This window comes from Hominimerdicola alba, assembly GCF_900109655.1.
Taxonomy (GTDB): Bacteria; Bacillota; Clostridia; order Oscillospirales; family Ruminococcaceae; genus Hominimerdicola; species Hominimerdicola alba_B.
This window is the reverse complement of record NZ_FOAT01000002.1, coordinates 335,473-355,213: the sequence shown is the minus strand read 5'-3', so window position 1 is coordinate 355,213 and position 19,741 is coordinate 335,473. Positions and strand designations below refer to the sequence as shown.

General features: G+C 46.3%; 17 protein-coding genes and 1 tRNA gene. 13 read left to right on the top strand and 5 right to left on the bottom strand.

The genetic code is table 11. From position 1 onward, the window contains the following. Window positions 1-24: 24 nt before the first annotated feature. Together BMY75_RS03830 and BMY75_RS03825 are read right to left on the bottom strand one after the other, a co-directional pair. Window positions 25-723, bottom strand: a complete 699-nt coding sequence (locus BMY75_RS03830; protein ID WP_074829941.1) for a helix-turn-helix domain-containing protein — start codon at window positions 721-723, stop codon at window positions 25-27. A 163-nt stretch (window positions 724-886) separates the two neighbouring features. Continuing rightward, window positions 887-2,017, bottom strand: coding sequence for a GntR family transcriptional regulator (locus BMY75_RS03825; RefSeq protein ID WP_074829938.1), 1,131 nt, complete (start codon window positions 2,015-2,017; stop codon window positions 887-889). A gap of 392 nt (window positions 2,018-2,409) precedes the next feature. On the opposite strand from BMY75_RS03825, the gene BMY75_RS03820 reads away from it, so the two are divergent. The 6 genes from BMY75_RS03820 to BMY75_RS03790 all read left to right on the top strand — a co-directional run bounded on the left by BMY75_RS03820 (window position 2,410) and on the right by BMY75_RS03790 (window position 7,972). Next, a complete protein-coding gene (locus BMY75_RS03820; RefSeq protein ID WP_074829933.1) occupies window positions 2,410-3,912 on the top strand; it encodes an L-aspartate oxidase in 1,503 nt (500 codons plus the stop codon). Window positions 3,913-3,933: 21 nt separating this feature from the next. Further along, window positions 3,934-4,773 carry a carboxylating nicotinate-nucleotide diphosphorylase gene (gene nadC / locus BMY75_RS03815; protein ID WP_074829930.1) on the top strand — a complete coding sequence of 280 codons (840 nt, stop codon included), beginning with the start codon at window positions 3,934-3,936 and terminating at the stop codon, window positions 4,771-4,773. A 290-nt stretch (window positions 4,774-5,063) separates the two neighbouring features. Next, window positions 5,064-5,576, top strand: a complete 513-nt coding sequence (locus tag BMY75_RS03810; protein ID WP_074829928.1) for a DUF3592 domain-containing protein — start codon at window positions 5,064-5,066, stop codon at window positions 5,574-5,576. A 127-nt stretch (window positions 5,577-5,703) separates the two neighbouring features. Beyond that, on the top strand, window positions 5,704-6,546 hold the full coding sequence (locus BMY75_RS17440; RefSeq protein ID WP_081350439.1) for a DUF3592 domain-containing protein: 843 nt from the start codon (window positions 5,704-5,706) through the stop codon (window positions 6,544-6,546). A 122-nt stretch (window positions 6,547-6,668) separates the two neighbouring features. Then, the gene (locus BMY75_RS03795) at window positions 6,669-7,457 is read left to right on the top strand and encodes a nucleoside phosphorylase (protein WP_074829924.1); all 789 of its coding nucleotides are present in this window, start codon (window positions 6,669-6,671) and stop codon (window positions 7,455-7,457) included. A 98-nt stretch (window positions 7,458-7,555) separates the two neighbouring features. Continuing rightward, window positions 7,556-7,972 (top strand): tetratricopeptide repeat protein, encoded by a 417-nt coding sequence (locus BMY75_RS03790; protein ID WP_074829920.1) that lies wholly within the window; start codon window positions 7,556-7,558, stop codon window positions 7,970-7,972. Window positions 7,973-8,045: 73 nt separating this feature from the next. On the opposite strand, the gene BMY75_RS03785 is transcribed toward BMY75_RS03790, so the two are convergent. Further along, on the bottom strand, window positions 8,046-9,626 hold the full coding sequence (locus BMY75_RS03785; RefSeq protein ID WP_074829917.1) for an O-antigen ligase family protein: 1,581 nt from the start codon (window positions 9,624-9,626) through the stop codon (window positions 8,046-8,048). Window positions 9,627-9,699: 73 nt separating this feature from the next. Then, a complete protein-coding gene (rny, locus tag BMY75_RS03780; protein WP_074829913.1) occupies window positions 9,700-11,265 on the bottom strand; it encodes a ribonuclease Y in 1,566 nt (521 codons plus the stop codon). 594 nt (window positions 11,266-11,859) lie between these two features. Here rny and BMY75_RS03775 point away from each other — a divergent pair. The 3 genes from BMY75_RS03775 to thrS all read left to right on the top strand — a co-directional run bounded on the left by BMY75_RS03775 (window position 11,860) and on the right by thrS (window position 14,926). Beyond that, a complete protein-coding gene (locus BMY75_RS03775) occupies window positions 11,860-12,258 on the top strand; it encodes a hypothetical protein (protein ID WP_074829911.1) in 399 nt (132 codons plus the stop codon). Between the two features lie 28 nt (window positions 12,259-12,286). Continuing rightward, a complete protein-coding gene (locus BMY75_RS03770; protein ID WP_074829907.1) occupies window positions 12,287-12,913 on the top strand; it encodes a suppressor of fused domain protein in 627 nt (208 codons plus the stop codon). 69 nt (window positions 12,914-12,982) lie between these two features. Beyond that, a complete protein-coding gene (gene thrS, locus BMY75_RS03765) occupies window positions 12,983-14,926 on the top strand; it encodes a threonine--tRNA ligase (RefSeq protein WP_074829903.1) in 1,944 nt (647 codons plus the stop codon). A gap of 58 nt (window positions 14,927-14,984) precedes the next feature. Here the strand turns inward: thrS and BMY75_RS03760 are convergent, their stop codons facing one another. Then, window positions 14,985-16,373, bottom strand: a complete 1,389-nt coding sequence (locus tag BMY75_RS03760; protein WP_074829898.1) for a sensor domain-containing diguanylate cyclase — start codon at window positions 16,371-16,373, stop codon at window positions 14,985-14,987. 353 nt (window positions 16,374-16,726) lie between these two features. Here BMY75_RS03760 and BMY75_RS17855 point away from each other — a divergent pair, with 353 nt between their 5' ends. From BMY75_RS17855 to BMY75_RS03745, 4 genes are all read left to right on the top strand, one after another. Further along, complete coding sequence (locus BMY75_RS17855; RefSeq protein WP_170844240.1) at window positions 16,727-16,879, top strand: hypothetical protein; 153 nt, start codon at window positions 16,727-16,729, stop codon at window positions 16,877-16,879. 426 nt (window positions 16,880-17,305) lie between these two features. Beyond that, entirely contained in the window at window positions 17,306-18,763 is a 1,458-nt protein-coding gene (locus BMY75_RS03755) for a sugar transferase (protein ID WP_074829894.1), read from the top strand. Between the two features lie 51 nt (window positions 18,764-18,814). Then, window positions 18,815-19,531, top strand: coding sequence for a tRNA threonylcarbamoyladenosine dehydratase (locus BMY75_RS03750; RefSeq protein ID WP_074829890.1), 717 nt, complete (start codon window positions 18,815-18,817; stop codon window positions 19,529-19,531). A 62-nt stretch (window positions 19,532-19,593) separates the two neighbouring features. Continuing rightward, window positions 19,594-19,667, top strand: a tRNA-Arg gene (locus BMY75_RS03745). Window positions 19,668-19,741: the final 74 nt, after the last annotated feature.

The following is a 19,741-nucleotide window of genomic DNA, read 5'->3' as shown; positions in this document are numbered from 1 at the left end:
ATTTTTACTGTCACGTAAAAAAATCTACATACATATGTTTGCACTGTTCTGGAACTGTCTTGGAGTCTGTCCCGTACATTTTTTGAATATCTGGCTGAAATACCTGTAATCCTGAAAACCCACCTCGAATGCTATCTCATATATAAGCTTTGAAGTACAGCAAAGGAGCTCCTTTGAACGCTCTATCCTTATGCCTGTTATGTACTCGGATAGGTTCTTTCCTGTCTCGCGCTTGAACAATGCGCTGAGATAAGCAGGGCTTATACCCACAGCCTCTGCCACCGCAGTCAGTGAAAGTGCACTGCTCATATAGTGCTCATCGATGTACTCGCGGGCGTCTCTAACTACAGAATTACCGTTTTCATGACATTTTTCAACTCTCCAGCGTATGCACCGCTCCAGCATATCATGCATATTTTCCCGGGCTTTTTCCACCGTGGAAAGTCTTTCTTCTATCTCGTCAACTCCGCCAAAGCACGCTGTAAACTCCTCATCGGTCACTCCCAGCTGCCGCGTAAAGCTCCTGGCTTCCAGATACATATCGGTACAGACATAAAGTCTCAGCACCAATGAATGCAAGCCGTCAAATCCGACCTCATCCAGTACCTCGTCCAGCACCTTTCCGCAGCTTGCAGTACTGCCGCTCCTGAGCAGCTCACCTATCCTTTTGGTATCAAGTTTTCTTACATTGCAACATTCTTCCGAACAGCTTTTCTCTCTCATAAATAGTCACCACCACATTATCTTGTATGTACAACTATGCTCTTCCATTTTCATTTATTAAAAACGCACCCATGACCAAGGTCATAAGGTGCGCTGCTGTGTACATATCACCATCCGCACATAACGTTGCTCGCCGCTATGTGCGCAAACGGATAAACTCTCTCTATTTCACACCCTTTTTCCTCTGAACCGATTGTAATGTATTACCCATTCTAAGGTCTGTCACAGACTCCCTCACCACAAGTTCGGGAGTGAACAGCATATCCTTTGGCGATGTCTCACGCCCCTCTATCATATCAAGAAGCAGCTTTGCAGCGGCTTCGCCCAGCTTTTTCTGGGGATGATGCACCGTAGTCAGCGGAACTTCGCAGATGGAAGCATACCTTGAATCGTCTATACCAACTACAGATATATCCTCGGGCACCCTTATGCCGTTGTCCCTGCAAAGTTTCAGCAGCTTCACAGCTATCTTGTCGTTGTAGCAGACAACAGCGCTCTTGTCTTTCAGCAGACCCAGCAGCTTATCCTGAGTATAGCTGAATATATCGTTCCTTTCCGACGTTGCGAACCATATTACATTCCTCTCCGATTCGCGTATGCCGTGTGCCAGACAGCTCTGCATGAATCCGCTGTAACGCTTATGTCCCTGCAGATCGTCCAGTGCGAATACTCCCGCTATTTTTGTATGTCCGCAGTCGAACAGATAATCCGTGACCGTTCTGCCCGCTGCCTCGTCGTCCATAGCAACACAGGGCTGATCTGCCCAGGGATACTTCGCATTGAAGAATACCAGCGGTATCTTCTCCCGCCTTAACTTTGCATAAAGATCCACATTCGGGTTCGGCAGAGCGCTCTTTGAAGGCTCTACTATCAGACCCTGAACTCCGTTTGCCAGCATACTTTCAAGTGCCTGAGTTTCCTCATACACCTGATTGTGAGTTATCGCCAGCTGCATAGTGCAGCCCGCACTGCCCAGCACGCTCTCAACTCCCGTAACTATGTGCGGGAATATGTAATCGCTGAAATAAGTGGATATCACGCCTATGCTACCTCTTACGGATACCGGCGAGGATACAGATGACCTGTTTCCCACAAATGTACCGCTGCCGCGCACACGGACTATTACATTCTCACTTTCAAGCAGCATCAGCGCCTGTCTGACCGTCTGCCTGCTGACACCGTGGATCTCACACAGCTGTTTTTCGGTAAGAAAACGGTCATTGGGCTTCAGACCCTTTGACGCTATATGCTCCTTTACCCAGTCCACGATCATCAGATATTTATAGTTGTCCATAACTTCCCCCTCGATCTTATTATCGGTTGTATACCATGTATTTTCCAAATTTCAATATATGACTTTACTAATTTGAACAAATTATAGCACATATAAGAACACTTGTAAATACAACTTTAGGGTATTTTTCCCAATTTTGTATAGTTAACAGATTCATTATGAACTTATTTGGCGGTTTTGACCAAACATCTTCACATCTATCAAAGCGTACAAATTTTAATATTTCCAGATTTTGTATTTACCTGATAAAAACATATTGCGGCGAAATGCTCATTTTTTTGCATTAACTATTGAAATTCCGACACAGTTGTGTTATAATGGAATAAGTATACAGTTGACCATATACTGTTGCATTGATGTAGATCACTGCATAGCAAAGAGGGTAAAATTTTATGAGCAAAAATTATGATGTTATCATCGCAGGCTGCGGCGCCGCAGGTCTGTACGGGGCAGTAAATCTCCCTGCCGATCTGAAAGTTCTCGTGCTGGCAAAGCGCGAGCTCACGCTGTGCAATTCCGCGCTGGCTCAGGGCGGTATCGCAGGCGTTTACAAAAGCCCCGAGGATTCTCCCGAGTATCACAAGGAGGATACCTTTATAGCAGGCGGTTTTGAGAACGATCCCGATTCTACTGAGGTGCTTGTTACCGAGGCGGCTCAGGATATCGACAGGATAATACAGCTTGGCGTTGAATTTGATAAAAAGCCTGACGGCGACTATCACCGCACTCTTGAGGGCGGTCATGGAAAGCACCGCATCTTCCACCACAAGGACGCTACGGGCTATGAGATAGAAACTAAGCTTCTGGCTTATGTGCAGACACTTCCCAATGTTGAGATATGGGAAAACGCTCTGATGTGCGACTGCCACAAAGTCGGTGACGGCTTCTCTTTCCTTGTGCTGAAGGACGGCGAGTACATCACCTGCAATTCTCACAAGGCGATATTCGCCACAGGCGGCATCGGCAGAGTTTACGAGTTCACTACAAATTCTGCCATAGCTACAGGCGACGGTATCGCCAAGGCTTATGAGATGGGAGCTAAGATACAGCATCTGAGCTATATACAGTTCCACCCCACCGCTTTCAATAACCGCAAGACAAGGGAGTGCTTCCTGATATCCGAGGCTGTACGCGGCGAGGGCGCTTATCTGCTGAACTGCAACAAGGAAAGATTCATGCAGAACTACGACCGCAGACTTGAACTTGCTCCCCGTGATGTGGTATCACATTCCATAATATTTGAAGCAAGAAGAACAGGCTCGGACGAATTCTACATTGATATATCCCACAAGGATCCCGAGTTCGTCAAGAACCGTTTCCCCATGATATACAAAAATCTGCTTGAAGCTGGCTACGATATGACAAAGGAACCTGTGCCGATATTCCCCTGCCACCACTACCTTATGGGCGGCATAAATGTTGATACCTATGCAAGAACGAATATCGACGGTCTGTATGCCTGCGGCGAGTGTTCACACACAGGTGTTCACGGCAACAACAGACTTGCAAGCAACTCTCTGCTGGAAGCTCTTGTATTTTCAAGACGTGCGGCACACGATATCGCCGAGAAGATAGACAAGAACAAGGAGCTGGAAAGCTTCGATTACAAGATAGACGAGACCGCCGAGCATATCCCCTCGGGAATCCGCCGCGAGATAAGATCTATCATGCAGAAGGCATATTTTGTACTGCCCGATATCGGCAGCCTTCAGGACAGCCTTACAAGGGTAGCCCATATCCGAGAGAAGCTGGTAAAAGGCAATTTCAAGCTCGACCGCGATTATATCGAAGCAAAAAGCCTTGCAACAGTAGCATATATCGTGCTGACCGAGGCTGTTGAGATAGCTTTTGAAAGTGTTCCCCTTGATTACGTTGACTACGAACACGGATTCTGATGATACCACGGAGGTAAATTTATGAGACTTATGCAATTCCAGATAGATGATATCATCAAAACAGCTCTGCTGGAAGATATCAATTATATAGACGTGACCACCGACCTGCTGGTGAGCGATGACGCTGTCAGCACTGCAAAGTACGTTTCAAAGGACGAAGGCGTGCTCTGCGGCATTGAAGTAGCTCTGAGAGTTTTCAAACTGCTGGACGACAGAGTGTCTTTCCGAATTTTTATACATGACGGCGAAGTTGTACAAAAAGGCGACATCATCGCTGAGATAACAGGACCCACAAGGGCTCTCCTCAAAGGCGAGCGCACTGCACTGAATCTGGTGCAGCATATGTCGGGCATAGCTACCGCCACAAACAAGTGCGTTCAGCTTATCGCAGGCACTAAGGCAAGCGTGGCTGATACAAGAAAAACGCTCCCCGGACTCAGGGCTATACAGAAGTATGCAGTTACCGTGGGCGGAGGAAAGAACCACCGCTACAATCTCAGCGACTGCGCTATGCTGAAAGACACTCATCTCGATGCTTACGGCAGCATGACAGGTGCGGTGAACGCTCTGCGTGAAAAAGTCGGTCATACCGTCAAGATAGAAGTTGAAGTAGCCGACATGGAAATGCTGAAAGAAGCTCTCGACCTTGGTGTTGAGATAATCATGCTGGATAATATGTCCAACGAGGAAATGGCAGAAGCCGTTAAGCTCACAAACGGCAGAGCTCTGCTTGAAGCTTCGGGCAATGTTACCGAAAAAACTATCCGCGGTATAGCAGAGACAGGCGTTGATATAATCTCGCTCGGTGCGCTGACACATTCTGTCAAGGCATTCGATATCTCGATGAAGATGGTAAAATGATATAGTAAACGACATATTTATTTCTACATTCAGCGCTCGCAGACGCTGTGCTTTTTGTGGCTGTGAGCACTGAATGTCTTGAAATATATGTCGTTTACTATAACCTGCAATTGCAACTCATCATTGCGCAACTGCAAAGTTAGGTTGGTAGATTTTTACCGCGAAAAGTGATAGTATTATAATATGATCATTCAAGACAGACGACATAAATATTTGATTTATGTCGTTTGCTGTATATTACGGCATATGTAAACATAATACATATCACTGAATAAAACGGAGGACATACAATGAGAGTACGTACATCATTTGGCACAAACAGGAACGCCTCACCCGCCTTTGTGGTAGGCTTGGTTATGGCGATATTCATACTGGTGGGCGGAATATTAGGCACAGTAGGCATTATACTTGAAAAAAGCGATTCGAAGAAAAAGGAAGAATGCACCGTACCTGTTGAGGCTTATGTTTTCAAATACAAATATAACGAAGACGGTCTGGCTTCACCTATGTACAGCTATGAGTACGAGGGCGCTTCATACGAGTTCTCGGCAAATGCATATTCAAATGATCCGCCATATGATATAGGCGATAAGGCTGACATCATGATAGACCCTGATTCTCCCCATAAAGCATATGTTCCTGCAGATAAGACCATCTCCTTTATTACTACTTTGTTCAAGTTCATGGGATTCGGTTTCGTGGGCATCGGTGTGATAGTCGTTCTCGTCGGACTGTACTTATCTCACCTTGGCAAAAAGCAGGCGGAAAAGGACGATTTCAGCAGCTACGGACAGTGGCAGTAAAATGCAACTTTTCGTTGCGTAATTGCAAATCTGAGTTGGTAGAAAAATCATTTCAAAAGTGATAATATATGTATAAAGAAAAGCCAAGGGCTTAAATTTTATGTAGACTATACGGAGGAGAAAGAATATGGCAAGAAGAAACACACAGTCAAGTCCCGGATTTATGATCTTTATCGGGATAGTAATGGTCGTAATGTCAATGGTCATTTTCACGACCGGCAACAACACCAAAAAGATGCATAAGCGCTGCACACAGTCCACGAACAACGGCATTGTACAGTCGGTCACAAAACAGCGCAGAACAAGAAAAACCGGCAAGCACAGCAGAACTACATACTATGTTTATCCTACTTCCTACACATTTGATGTTGAAGGCAAGGCGTATTCAGGCTCATCTACCCTGAGTTCTGGTCAGAGAGTCGATGTTGGCACACGCATCACGGTTTACTACAATCCTTCCAATCCCGCCGCCGATCATTACACCAGATATGATGATACAGGCACAGGCGGAATGGTAGCTTCTGTATTCGTTGGTCTGATCGGTGTGATATTATTCGTTTCAGGCATAAAGACCAAAGCATCAAGGAGAAATATAGGCGGTGTCCGCGGCATGGCAGCAGGTGCTGTACTTTCAGGCATGAACGGAAATAACAACTACAATTATAACACCTATAACGGCAACAGCTACAATAACAACGGATATAATAACGGGTACAACAACAACTTCAATAATAACTATAATAACGGATTCAACGATACAAACAGCTACAACAACAATTACAACAACGGATATAACAATAACAACTATAACTCCTACGACAGCAACGGCTTCAACAGCTACAATAACGGTTATAACAACACTAACAGCTATAATAACGGCTACAACAACGATTATAACAACAGCTACAACAATAACAATGTATACAGCGGCAGCAGCAACAATTATAATGACTTCAATCAGCTGAACTGATATATTGACATTTCCAATCCTTCACCATATTATTGTAAAACATTTCGCACGGTACGGAAAAACTGTACCGTGCTGAATGTCGTTATTAGCTAAAAACAACAGATGTTCAAGGAGGTATCATCATGGCATCTATTCTTGACGGACAGCGGCAGTTCCACATACAGACACTTCCCGAGGAAGTGGGCAGATACGTTATTCTTCCCGGCGACCCGGGGCGTGTGCAGAAAATAGCGGCACTTCTGGATAACGCTGTACAAGTGGCAAACAACCGCGAATTCAATGTGTACACAGGCACACTCGACGGTGAAAAGGTAACGGTATGTTCAACGGGCATAGGCGGACCATCTGCGGCTATAGCAGTAGAAGAGCTTGCAAAATGCGGTGCGGATACCTTTGTACGCATTGGCACCTGCGGCGGAATCGACCTGAAGATATGGGGCGGCGATCTCATCATCGCAAACAGCGCCATACGTGCCGAGGGTACTTCATACGAGTATCTTCCCATAGGCTACCCCGCGGCGGCGGATTATTCCGTACTTAGGGCGCTGGCTGACAGCGCAGAGGAGCTTTCCACAGACGAGAACGGAAACCGCTATCATGTTGGCGTGGTACACTCCAAGGACAGCTTTTACGGTCAGGTGGAGCCCGAGCGCTCAGGCGTGGCGGATTATCTTCTGCCAAGATGGAAGAGCTTTGTAAAATGCGGCTGTCTCTCCTCTGAGATGGAGTGCGCTGCGATATACTCGGTGGGCATGGTCCTCGGAGTACGCTGCGGCTGCGTACTTACAGCCCTTTGGAACATGGAACGCTCCAAACAGGGCTTGCCAGATACCCTGACTGACGACAGTTCACGCGGAATAAAATGCGCGGTAGAAGCGATAAGAAAGCTTATACGCCAAGACAAAGCATAACGATACAGCAATTTTTACGCCATAGTATTTCCAATGATAATGTCGGACATACTATGGCATTTCTGTTGAGATCTTTAACCCGAAAGGCGGTGCATACCGTGGATAATTGTATTGAAAAGAAAAGCACAGATGATTATGCCGAAGAAGGCAACATACTATTTAATAAAGAAGAATACGATCAGGCTATAAAAATATGGCTGGAGGGGCTGGCTTCATTAAGCAAGCCGATAAACGCGCAAAGTGAAGCAGTGTGGTTCCAGACATCTATCGCAGATGCCTTTTTCATGCAGGGTAAATTCGAGAAAGCATATCCGTATCTTTGGGACGCAAAATCAAATCTTTCAGGCGAGGGTTACTGTGACCCTTTTCTTATGCTTCGTCTGGGGCAGTGTTCACATGAATTGGGAAAAGAAGATGCCAAGGAATATCTTATGCGTGCCTATATGCTTGCAGGTGAAGAGATCTTTGGAAGCGAAGATGAAAAGTATTTTGATCTTATCAGGGATATGATATAAGTCAAGCCCCGGGGTCTATACCTCGGGGCTTTGAATCTGTATGCGTATCAGGATAAGGCTTTTCGCCTTTTTATCATTTGCTGTTTGTCTTAGCCTTATCTGATTTTCCCTTAACAGAAATATCCCAGCAAAGACCTGCCGCGATGAACATTATGTAAGTCGCGCTGAACCATGTGGTGTTGAACCATGCCTGGATCACATACGCCAGTACCGCCGCAAATGCTGCTGCGGATACCCAGTCGGATTTTCCTTTGACGAAGCCTGCTGCGAGCTTTATGCCCTTTATCAGCGTAGCCATAAGGAAGACAGCGTACAGTATCAGTGTGATAACGCCCTTCTGCATGGCGGTATCCATATACTCATTATAGCTTCGGTCCATGGTGAGGTTATACTGCGTGAGAAAATAAATACCGTTATCGGGTCCAACGCCCAGCGCAGGTTTGTTCGAGATAACATTTACCGCATCACCGAAGAGGTAATCATAGATACCGCGGGTATCGCTATCCTTATCGGTTATGCCGCTTACGTAGTCATATCTTTCATAGTGACCTATCGACCTCACAACATAGCTGTCAGTGAATATGACATTCTCATCATTGAACTTTGCTGTGCCTGTGCCGAAGAGTGCGCCTGCCGCGATTCCCGATACAGCCAGAGGAATAAACACCGCAAGTGCGCCCTTGCCGCCCTTTGCTGCCTTTATAACTGCCACTATCAGCACGATGAGTGAAGCTGCACCTATTCCGAGAACGCCTGCATAAACATCTGTCAGGCAGGCAGCAGCAGCCATTATCGGGGCAGCTATACAGTAAAGTATCCTGCGCTTTTTGTTGTCATCAAAAGCCGCGCCGCCGATAGCCAGTGCAAATGCCACCGTCAGAAAAGCTGCCAGCGCATGGGGCGAAGTAAGAAATCCGCTTGCGACCCTGCTCTTTACGTATACTCCGAAAGATGTATAGTTCTCCTCCTGTGATATGTATATCTCGCCCTTTGAAGCATCTGCAACATCGGTGGTGCTGGGATAGAGGAAGAGATTTTCAAAATAATTCTTTGTAACAGACGATACACCGGGGATAGCTTCGACAATACCTACTATCGCCTGAAATGTTCCCATGCCTACAATGAAATCGGAGAGCGTCTTTTTTCTGTTGCCGTCACCGAGCGCTGCCGCCGCGGCAAAAAGCCCAAGCCAACCCAGCGTCATCAGAAAACCGTCATGTCTGCCGATATAGCCCAGCAGAGAATCGTGCTTGCTGCCTGCCGCCAGTGCCGATACCAGCGTCGATACCAGCAGCAGTATCGGCAGTATCAGCGTTTTGTTGTTTTTAAGATCCACAAGACCTTTCTGCCTTGCCACATCAAACACCAGATAGCCCAGTCCGCCCATTAGCATGACCATCGATGCCGAATAGAATATAAAATTATCACTGAGGTAGTGAGGCATACCCTCCTCAAAATACATCTCAATATGCTGGGTGTAATACGCAGGTATCAGCACCAGCGATATTATCAGCACTGCCAGCATACAGAAACGGCTGCACATCTTCTGAGCGCCGTCAAAGTCCATATTCAGAATAAAATCTGATTTTTCCGTTGAGCCGAACAGGTGCTTGTGCCCCTTGTTCAGCGTATCTGTTTTTTTATCCTTTGCCATGATGCGCCTCTTTATTATATTATTTTTTATAAAAAAAGCGGACAGGTCATTGCCTGTCCGCTATTGTCAAGCCTTACTTGGCATACTCCACTACTCTGCTTTCTCTGATAAGGTTCACCTTGATCTGTCCGGGATAGTCCATCTCTGTTTCTATCCTCTTCGCGATCTCCCTTGCCACCAAGACCATCTTTTCGTCGTTGATCTTGTCGGGCTGGATCATGATCCTTACCTCTCTGCCTGCCTGTATTGCGAAAGATTTCTCTACGCCGTCATAGGAAGTACAGATCTCTTCAAGCTTCTGTAATCTCTTGATATAGTTTTCATAGTTCTCGCTTCTCGCACCGGGTCTTGCCGCGGAGATAGCGTCTGCCGCCTGTACCAGCGCCGCAACGACTGTTCTTGTTTCAACGTCGCCGTGGTGTGCTTCGATAGCGTGGATAACATCGGCATTTTCCTTGTACTTCTTACATACATCTACGCCTATCTGAACATGAGAACCTTCGATCTCATAGCTCAGCGCCTTACCTATATCATGGAGCAGTCCTGCTCTTCTGGCGAGATTTGCGTCAACACCCAGTTCAGATGCCATCATGCCTGCCAGATGTGCAACCTCGATAGAGTGATTGAGCACGTTCTGACGGTAGCTGGTCCTGAATCTCAGACGACCCAGCAGCTTGATAAGCTCGTGATTAAGACCGTGAACATTGGTCTCCAGCACGGCTCTTTCGCCCTCCTGCTTGATCTTGAGTTCAACTTCTCGCTTGGCTTTCTCTACCATCTCTTCGATGCGGGTGGGGTGGATACGGCCGTCCTGGATAAGCTTTTCAAGCGCTATCCTTGCGACCTCACGCCTTACCTGATCGAAGCAGGAAATGGTGATAGCCTCGGGGGTATCGTCGATGATAAGGTCAACACCTGTGAGAGTTTCAATGGTACGGATATTTCTTCCCTCGCGTCCGATAATCCTACCCTTCATCTCATCGTTGGGCAGTGCCACAACAGATACAGCGGTCTCAGAGACCTGATCTGCTGCACATCTCGCAATAGCAAGCGAGATATACTGCCTTGCCTTGGCATCGCACTCGTCCTTGATCTGAGCGTCATAGTTAGCTATCTTGACAGCCTTCTCATGTACCAGATCGCCCTCAAGCTGTGCCAGCAGATATTCCTTAGCCTGATCAACTGTCAGACCCGATATCTTCTCCAGCATATCCAGCTGTGAATGTTTGATGCGTTCAGCCTCAGCCACCTTCTCGTCGGCGGACTTCAGCTTTTTCTGAAGTGTTTCTTCCTTCTTTTCCAGATTGTCCAGTTTCTTGTCGATGCTCTCTTCCTTCTGCTGGATACGTCTTTCCTGTCTGGATACTTCACTTCTTCTTTCTTTCAGCTCTTTTTCAGTTTCCTGGCGGGACTTATGTATTTCGTCCTTTGCTTCCACCAATGCTGACTTTTTAAGAGTCTCTGCGTTTTTCTTCGCTTCCTCTACTATCTTTTCTGCTTCCGCTTCGGCAGAGCCTATTGCTGCTTCGGCAGTTTCCTTTCGATAGTCGATTCCCTTCTTAAAACAAATGTAGCCACTGATAGCTGCGCCAAGAACAAGAGCCGCTACACAAAGACCGATTGCCAATCCAATACCCATTGTATAGCATTCCTCCTTCTTGAAAGTACAGAGTCTTTTTCCTCACGGACACCCCTGTATCCACGAAAAAAGCCTCTGCCCGATATTAAATTGTAAAGATACATTTAGCATGAATAGTTTTATGGTAAACCGCCTCCGCGGGACCGATAAAAATTTTAATGCATAATATTATTGTATAACAAAACGCCGAAAATGTCAAGGTGTTTTTTAGATATTCTGCTAAAAATTTATTTTTTGGGGATATGCCCTAAAATCCCCCTTGACAAACGCATTAAAGAGTGATATGATAATTTTATGATATTATAAATCGATGATGGGGAAGCCGTTTGGCATATAAAGCGCATCACAGAGAGTTCTGCACAAGCTGAAAGCGGGACATCGCAAAGCTTCACGGATACCGCCCCCGAGTGCGTCCAATACACGCCGCAGTTCTGCGTTAAAGACTAAATGAGGCACACTTCCGCAAAGCGGTGCTGTGCGAACCTGGGTGGAACCACGTTATTTACGTCCCATGGGAGTATCATGCTCCTGTGGGACTTTTTATTTTCGCATTATTTTTGCACACGTAACAGAACAATAGGAGGAAACGTAAAAATGAAGAACAGAAAGACATTCGCAATGATATGCTATTTTATATGCATCGCTGCCTGTATAGGTGCAGGAGTGGTATCATTTCTTGCATACAGGCATTCGATAACCTACACACTGGGATTTTTGCTTTTTGTGCCGATATGGATAGGCGCCTACTGGTTCCTTGGATTCTTCAATGCACTGGCAAGGGAGAAAAACGGCAAAAAGACAAGATTCATAGTTAAAAAATCGCTTACCAGAGGATTAAGCGCAGTGGCTAATATATTGAGCGTACTGCTTCTGTGCTTCTGGGTCTACGCTTATATATTCATGGTACTTCCCGCCAACAAGGCTGACGGCAAAGCAAAAGCCGGCGCACAGCAGGTCGTATCATGTGGCGTGGTATGCGATAACATAAACTGACCCGAAACAATGTGAACGGAGGGATATCATGAAAGTCGGAAAACCCGAGACCAGCGGCTGGGACGCTATAACCGCAGAATTTGAAAGGATATATCCTGATCAGACAGCGCCTATACACTATGGTACCGTAGTACCCTATGAACTGGGCGGCAACGACCCGCTGAACGGTATAAGCATCTATGACGGCGGTGATTTCTGGCACTTTGTCAGCTACGGTCTTACCGAGCTTTACGAAAAAGAAAGCCAGGACAAGGAGTGGAGCGGCTTCGGCTATGAGCTGACATTCAAGCTGAAAAAGAACTGCTATACCCCCGAAAACGAAGCCAACGAACTGAAATGCGTTGCAGGACTTCTCCAGCAGATAGCAAGGATAACCTTCAAGAACGGCGAGATATTCCAGAACAATGAGTACCTGTACACAGGTCAGACCGCGGGCATAGACTTTGAGCAGAAGTCTCCGCTGACAGGCTTCATCTGCATCAACGACCCGTCGGTAAACACACTTGAAACACCTAACGGCAGAGTGGAATTTATCGAAATGATCGGCATGACCGACGCAGAGCTGAAAACTCTCGGCTCCCATGAGAGCGTGGCTGAGATATACAAGAAGCTCGGCAGCGATGTTACCGACTATTACAGAAAATCAATAGTATAAACAAAGCAAAATATCCTGCGGGCAGGCAATATTCACCCGCAGATGGTAAAAATGAAAGGCGGAATAGTAATGATAAAGCTAACGTTAAAAGACGGCTCCGTAAGGGAGATCGAGCAGGCTGTACCTGCAAGTGAGATAATCAAGGGTATAGGCATGGGTCTGTACAAGGCTGCCTGTGCCATCAAAGTAAACGGCGAGGTCAAGGATCTGAGAACTGTTATCGACAGCGACTGCGATTTTGAGGTACTGACTTTCGATTCCAAGCAGGGCAAGGAGACTTTCTGGCATACTGCTTCACACCTGCTGGCACAGGCTGTCAAGAATCTCTATCCCGATGCAAAGCTGGGCAGAGGTCCTGCTACGGAGAACGGCTTCTACTATGATTTTGAAGTTGAAAATCCCTTTACTCCCGCTGACCTTGAAAAGATACAGGCTGAGATGAAGAAGCTCGCAAAGGAAGGTTTTGAGCTTGAAAGATTCGAGCTTTCCCGCGATGAAGCCATCAAGCTGATGGAGGAAAGAAACGAGAAGTACAAGATCGAGCTTATCGACAAGCACGACAGCAAGGGCGAAAAGCTTTCATTCTACAAGCAGGGCGATTTCGTTGACCTCTGCGCAGGTCCCCATATAATGAGTGTTGCTCCCATCAAGGCTGTTAAGCTGACACAGTGTACAGGCGCATACTGGGGCAAGGCTGAGGACGGCATACAGATGTCCCGTATCTACGGTACTGCATACCCCAAGGCTTCCATGCTGGAAGAGCACCTGAAAGCTATGGAAGAAGCAAAGCTCCGTGACCACAACAAGCTGGGCAGAGAGCTGGAATACTTCACAACTGTTGACTACATCGGTCAGGGTCTGCCTATCATGCTGCCCAAGGGTGCTAAGGTTATACAGACTCTCCAGAGATGGATAGAGGACGAGGAGTACAAGCGCGGCTATCAGCTGACAAAAACTCCTTTCATGGCAAAGCGCGATCTCTATAAGATCTCTGGTCACTGGGATCACTACAGAGACGGTATGTTCGTACTGGGCGACCCCGATGACGAGACAAAGGAATGCTTCGCACTCCGTCCTATGACTTGTCCTTTCCAGTATCAGGTATTCCTGAACAGAAAGCGTTCTTACAGAGATCTGCCTATGAGACTTGGCGAGACTTCCACACTGTTCCGTAACGAGGACAGCGGCGAGATGCACGGTCTTATCAGAGTACGTCAGTTCACTATCTCCGAGGGTCATCTGATACTTCGCCCCGAACAGCTTGAAGAAGAGTTCCGCGGCTGTCTCGACCTTGCAAATTACTGCCTTGAAACGCTGGGTCTTGCAGAGGACGTAAGCTACCGTTTCTCTCAGTGGGATCCCAACAGAACGGATAAGTACGAGGGTACTCCCGAGCAGTGGGACGAAGCTCAGGGCACAATGAAGAAGATACTGGACAATATCGGTCTTGATTACGAGATAGGTATCGACGAGGCTGCTTTCTACGGTCCTAAGCTGGATATCCAGATCAAGAACGTATTCGGCAAGGAAGATACACTCATCACCATACAGATAGATATGCTGCTCTCCAAGAAGTTCGGCATGGAGTATGTTGACAAGGATGGCAAGATGCGCAATCCTTATATCATCCACAGAACTTCCATGGGCTGCTACGAGAGAACTCTGGCTCTGCTGATAGAGAAGTACGCAGGCGTGCTCCCCCTGTGGATGGCACCCGAGCAGGTACGTATACTGCCCATCAAGCCCGAGCACAATGACTACGCTTACGACCTCTGCGAAAAGATGCGTGCTCTCGGCATGAGAGTTGAGGTAGATGCTGAGGACGATAACATTGGTCCTAAGATCAAGCAGGCTAGATTCGACAGAGTTCCTTATATGTTCATCGTAGGCGATAACGAAGTTAAGGACGGCACTGTAACAGTACGTTCCAGAAAAGAGGGCGAACTTCCCGCTATGCCCGCAGACGATGCTATCGCTAAGTTGAAGGAAGAGATCGATACAAAGGCTAAGTAATACAAAGTATGTATAAGCCAAAAGCGATGTACCTATTTTCAGGTACATCGCTTGTTTTTTACTGTATCTCTATCTTGTTTCTGCCGTAGTGCTCATCTTTGTCAGCATCACAAGCCGCTTTGACTTCAACAAATACCTGACGGTAATTCTTGTGCTTTTTGCGGTCGTAGGTAACAAAGCCCTTTGCGACCGAGAGAATATTATCACGGACGTGTTCTTCGTTGTACTTTTCAAGTTCTTTCTCAAACTCTGCAAAAAGGTCTTTCATCTGCCAGTTCTGCTTCTGGTCTGTCAGTATAATGAACTCGTCGCCTGTTACATGATAAACATTTTCTTTGCCGAATACGTTTTTCAGCACCTTTGCACATTCAAACAAAAGCTTTTCACCGGCTTCAAAACCGTGGTGAACATATATCTTCTTCAGACCGTTGATATCAAAAAACGCCGCTGAAAAATCAGCTTTGCCCGCAGATATCTGCTCGTCCAGCTCTTTTATCCTGTTTCTGTAACACGCCTTGTTCTTAACGCCCGTAGTGCCGTCTATCTCCGACCTTGCTTCAACATACCTTGCAAAGGAACGCATTTTATCGTATACCTTTTCAATACTTGAAGTTACTGCTTCATATTCGTTGGGGGTATGTTCATCGTATGTTTCACCGCTTGCCAGTGTTTTCAGCACCGTACTGTCAGCATCGGGCAGCATTTCAAGTCTTTTTAGCGAACCCGCCATGATGATCTTGTCGATCTTCTGCGTAACATCGTCGAGGTCGTCAAGCCTGTTCAGCATGGCTATAAAGCGCTTCCTGTTCTGTGACATGATTATAAATGACAAAATTATACCTATCGTCACAGCGATACAGGTAACTATAACAGCTACCGATGTCTGAGAATTAAGGGCTTTTTCGTACCAGTCTGCGCTGAAATCAACGCCTATGATACCTACTACCGAGCCCTCGGTATCGTAAACAGGGCTGTACGCCGAATAGAATCTGCCCCAGTCGTCACTGTGAGGTGATTTATCAACATCTGATCTGCCATTAGCTGCATTTACTATAGCATCGGTAGTTTCGAGCGTCTCACCGAAATCCGCAGGGTCTTCCCTGTCAGGGTCGATGGTAAATGTGAAAGTATTGTTGGGACCCGGTTTTACACCGTAGATATAGTCAAGTTCGATATTATCCTGAAATGAACGGAGTATATTAAGCGTCCTGTTATATTCTTCGGTGTCCTTATCCTCAGCCGTAATATTTTTCAGCACATCACCGTCGATCTGTGCGGCGGCAGTCTTAGATACATCAAGCATTCTTTCTTCTATCTGGGCGCGAAGAGCGTTTTTTGATACATTTACAAGTATAACACCCATCAGTATATTAGTAGTAAGCAAAAGAGCAAGTGCAATAATAAAATTACGCATACTTGTTTTTACATTGGTTTGTTTTCTATCCATAGTACACCTCTTTTCGCCATTTTAAAATATTGATAAGTAAATATCAATATTATTAAGATTCATAGAAATTTCACATGAAGTTCTTTTGTTTATTATAGCATGATTGTCAATTGCTGTCAAGTAAAATGTCACGTTTTTATAGTATTTGTTTTGCGTTTTTGTTACAACACACAAAATCTCACCGAGCAATATGACTTCCCGATAAAAACGCAGTAAACCTGTGGGAAACTGTCAAGGAAGAGATCTTTTGGTCAAGCTTTTCGCGAAAGGATCCTAACGCCGGACAAGCGGATACGTCACGAGCTTTTCTGTAATGTTAAAAATGCGCTCGATACCAACGGAGATGTAAGCTGATGAGAATCATACGAACTTCCGATTCAATAGGCGCAGGCAATACCAAATTATACGACCGTATGCTTTCGTATTTTTTTGCGCGTGAACTATTTGCCCGCGCACATCATCGGACAGCGACAGCCACAGCCGACGCAGTCGTTGTTATCCGATGACTCGACGCGAGGGACGAGGTGCGAAATGTTCAATGCGTCGTAGATGTTTATGAGCGTAAATGTTCCACGTGGAACATTTGTTTGAAGTTGAACGGATACGAGCACAAGCGAACGCATCAAATATCCGACTATTCAAACAAAGCCTGATTTTATTATGCACATCAGATATTCATATTCAGACACAACAAAGTTCAGCGAGCTTGGATTCGCAAAACAGATGTTTTTGTATGAAAGTTTGTTTCAGCGAAATTACACATCTGTCCCAAAAACCGAACATCAACCGCCGCATATATGTGTCGAATAACTGAAAAAAGCCCGAGAATACTTGAATAATCAAAAAAAGTGTGCTATAATGATAACCTGATAGTTTGTAACTTGATAAATATATCGATCGAAATATAACAAAACCAAAAAGGATGTCATATATTGGATAATATTACAAAAAACCGCGAACAGTATAAGCGGCTTCTGAATTTTATTGCCGCACTGGTGATCATCCTGTTCTTTGTAATGGGATTCTCATTCGTGTGGTATAACTATTATAACAGTAAGATGCACGACCCCTTCTGGCATTACGGCAACTTCCTGATGATAGGCATTTACTGCGTGATGTACGCGACTTTCACTAGCCTGTTCAACGGCTTCAGACTGGGATATTCAAAGTTTCTGGGACTTTTCGGCTCTCAGGTGCTGGGTATTCTCAGTACCAACGCAATGGAGATAGTCCTCATAGCCCTCATCGGCCGTAACCGAATGGACCTTTCTACCATGTTTGTGCTTGCCGCAGTTGAACTAGTATTCGCATACCCGTGGAGCTACATCTTCACAATGATATACACCAAGATGTACCCGCCGAGACGGCTGATAATCATCTACGGCAACTCGAATGCCAAGTATCTTGTAAATAAAATGGCTCAGCGAACGGATAAGTATAATATCTGCGCAGCCGTAAGCTGTGAAGAGAGCCTTGATGAGATAGAAAGGCGCATACTCCGCTACGAGGGCGCTATAATCACCGATATCCCCGGCGACCTCAGAAATAAGCTGGTGAAATTCTGCTTTGAACATTCCATCAGAACTTATATCAACCCCAAACTCTCGGATATCATTATCCGCGGCGCGGACGATTTCCACCTATTCGATACCCCGCTGCTTCTCTCACGTAATGACGGGCTTAAATTTGAGCAGCGTATGCTGAAGAGATTCTTCGATATCTCACTGGCAGGCATTATGTTCCTGATACTTCTGCCATTCATGCTGATAACAGCTCTGGTGATAAAACTCTACGACGGCGGTCCTGTCCTGTATTCACAGGTCAGACTTACCACTAACGGACGTAAATTCAAGGTGCTGAAATTCCGAAGCATGATAACCAATGCCGAAAAAGGCGGAGCACAGCTCGCAGCTGAAAACGACGATCGCATAACCCCTGTTGGCAAGGTCATCAGAAAGATACGCTTTGATGAACTGCCTCAGCTGATAAATATCCTCAAAGGCGATATGTCCTTTGTAGGCCCCCGCCCCGAGCGCCCCGAGCTGGCAGAACGCTATGAGCTGACAATGCCGGAATTCAAATACAGGCTGAAAGTCAAGGCAGGTCTTACAGGATACGCCCAGATAATGGGCAAGTACAACACCACCCCCTACGATAAGCTGAAACTCGACCTTATGTATATCGAGCACCAGTCCATCAGGGAAGACCTGAGGATAATCCTCAGCACTGTGCGGACAGTATTCGTTCCCGATGCTACCGAGGGTGTTGACGATGAAAAGCCCATCGAAACAAAGCGTGACCTCATCGAGCACGATTTCAGCAAAGACCTCGGCATGACCGAAGAAGAGGTAGTCGAATACGAAGAAGAGAACGGACTGCCAAAAAGATAAAACTATCAACGGCGGAACGCTTATGCGCTCTGCCGTTTTTGGAGGTAAAATATGAAAGAACAGTATGCACGAAGCGAACTGCTTCTCGGCAGTGAAGCTATGGAAAAACTCAGTAACAGCCGCGTGGCAGTTTTCGGCGTGGGCGGAGTAGGCGGATTCGCCGTGGAAGCCCTCGCCAGAAGCGGAGTGGGTACCATCGACCTCATCGACAGCGATACCGTCAGCACTACCAACCTCAACCGCCAGATAATCGCCCTCCACAGCACCGTCGGCAGATACAAGACCGAGATAGCCGCTGAAAGGATACACGATATCGACCCCGATATAACCGTAAATGTACATAACTGTTTCTTCATGCCCGAGACCGCCGATGATTTCGATTTCACACAGTACACCTATGTGATAGATGCCATCGACACCGTCACAGGCAAGATAGAGATAATAATGAAAGCCAAAGCCGCAGGAGTACCCGTGATATCCGCCATGGGCGCAGGCAATAAGCTTGACCCCACCGCATTCCGTGTGACTGATATCTATAAGACCAAAGGCTGTCCTCTGGCAAGGGTGATGCGCCGCGAACTCAAAAAGCGAAACGTGGCACACCTGAAAGTTGTCTACTCCGAGGAAGAGCCCATAACTCCCCGCACAAGTTCCGAAGAACCACAAAACGGCAGACGTTCCGTTCCCGGTTCCGTGGCCTTTGTTCCCTCCGTGGCAGGACTTATACTTTCAGGGGAAGTCATAAAGGATATCATATCGGCAGACTGAAAAAAATTTGAAAAAGGTCTTGCATTTTCCTCTGAGATATGATATAATAATTAAGTTGATAAGTCGCTGTAGCTCAGCTGGATAGAGCGGCCGCCTCCTAAGCGGCAGGCCGGAGGTTCGAATCCTCTCAGCGACGTTTTCCCCGAAGATTAAGGCTTCGGGGACTTTTTTTATCCCAAAATCTACATACAAAAAAAGACTGCCGCGTCA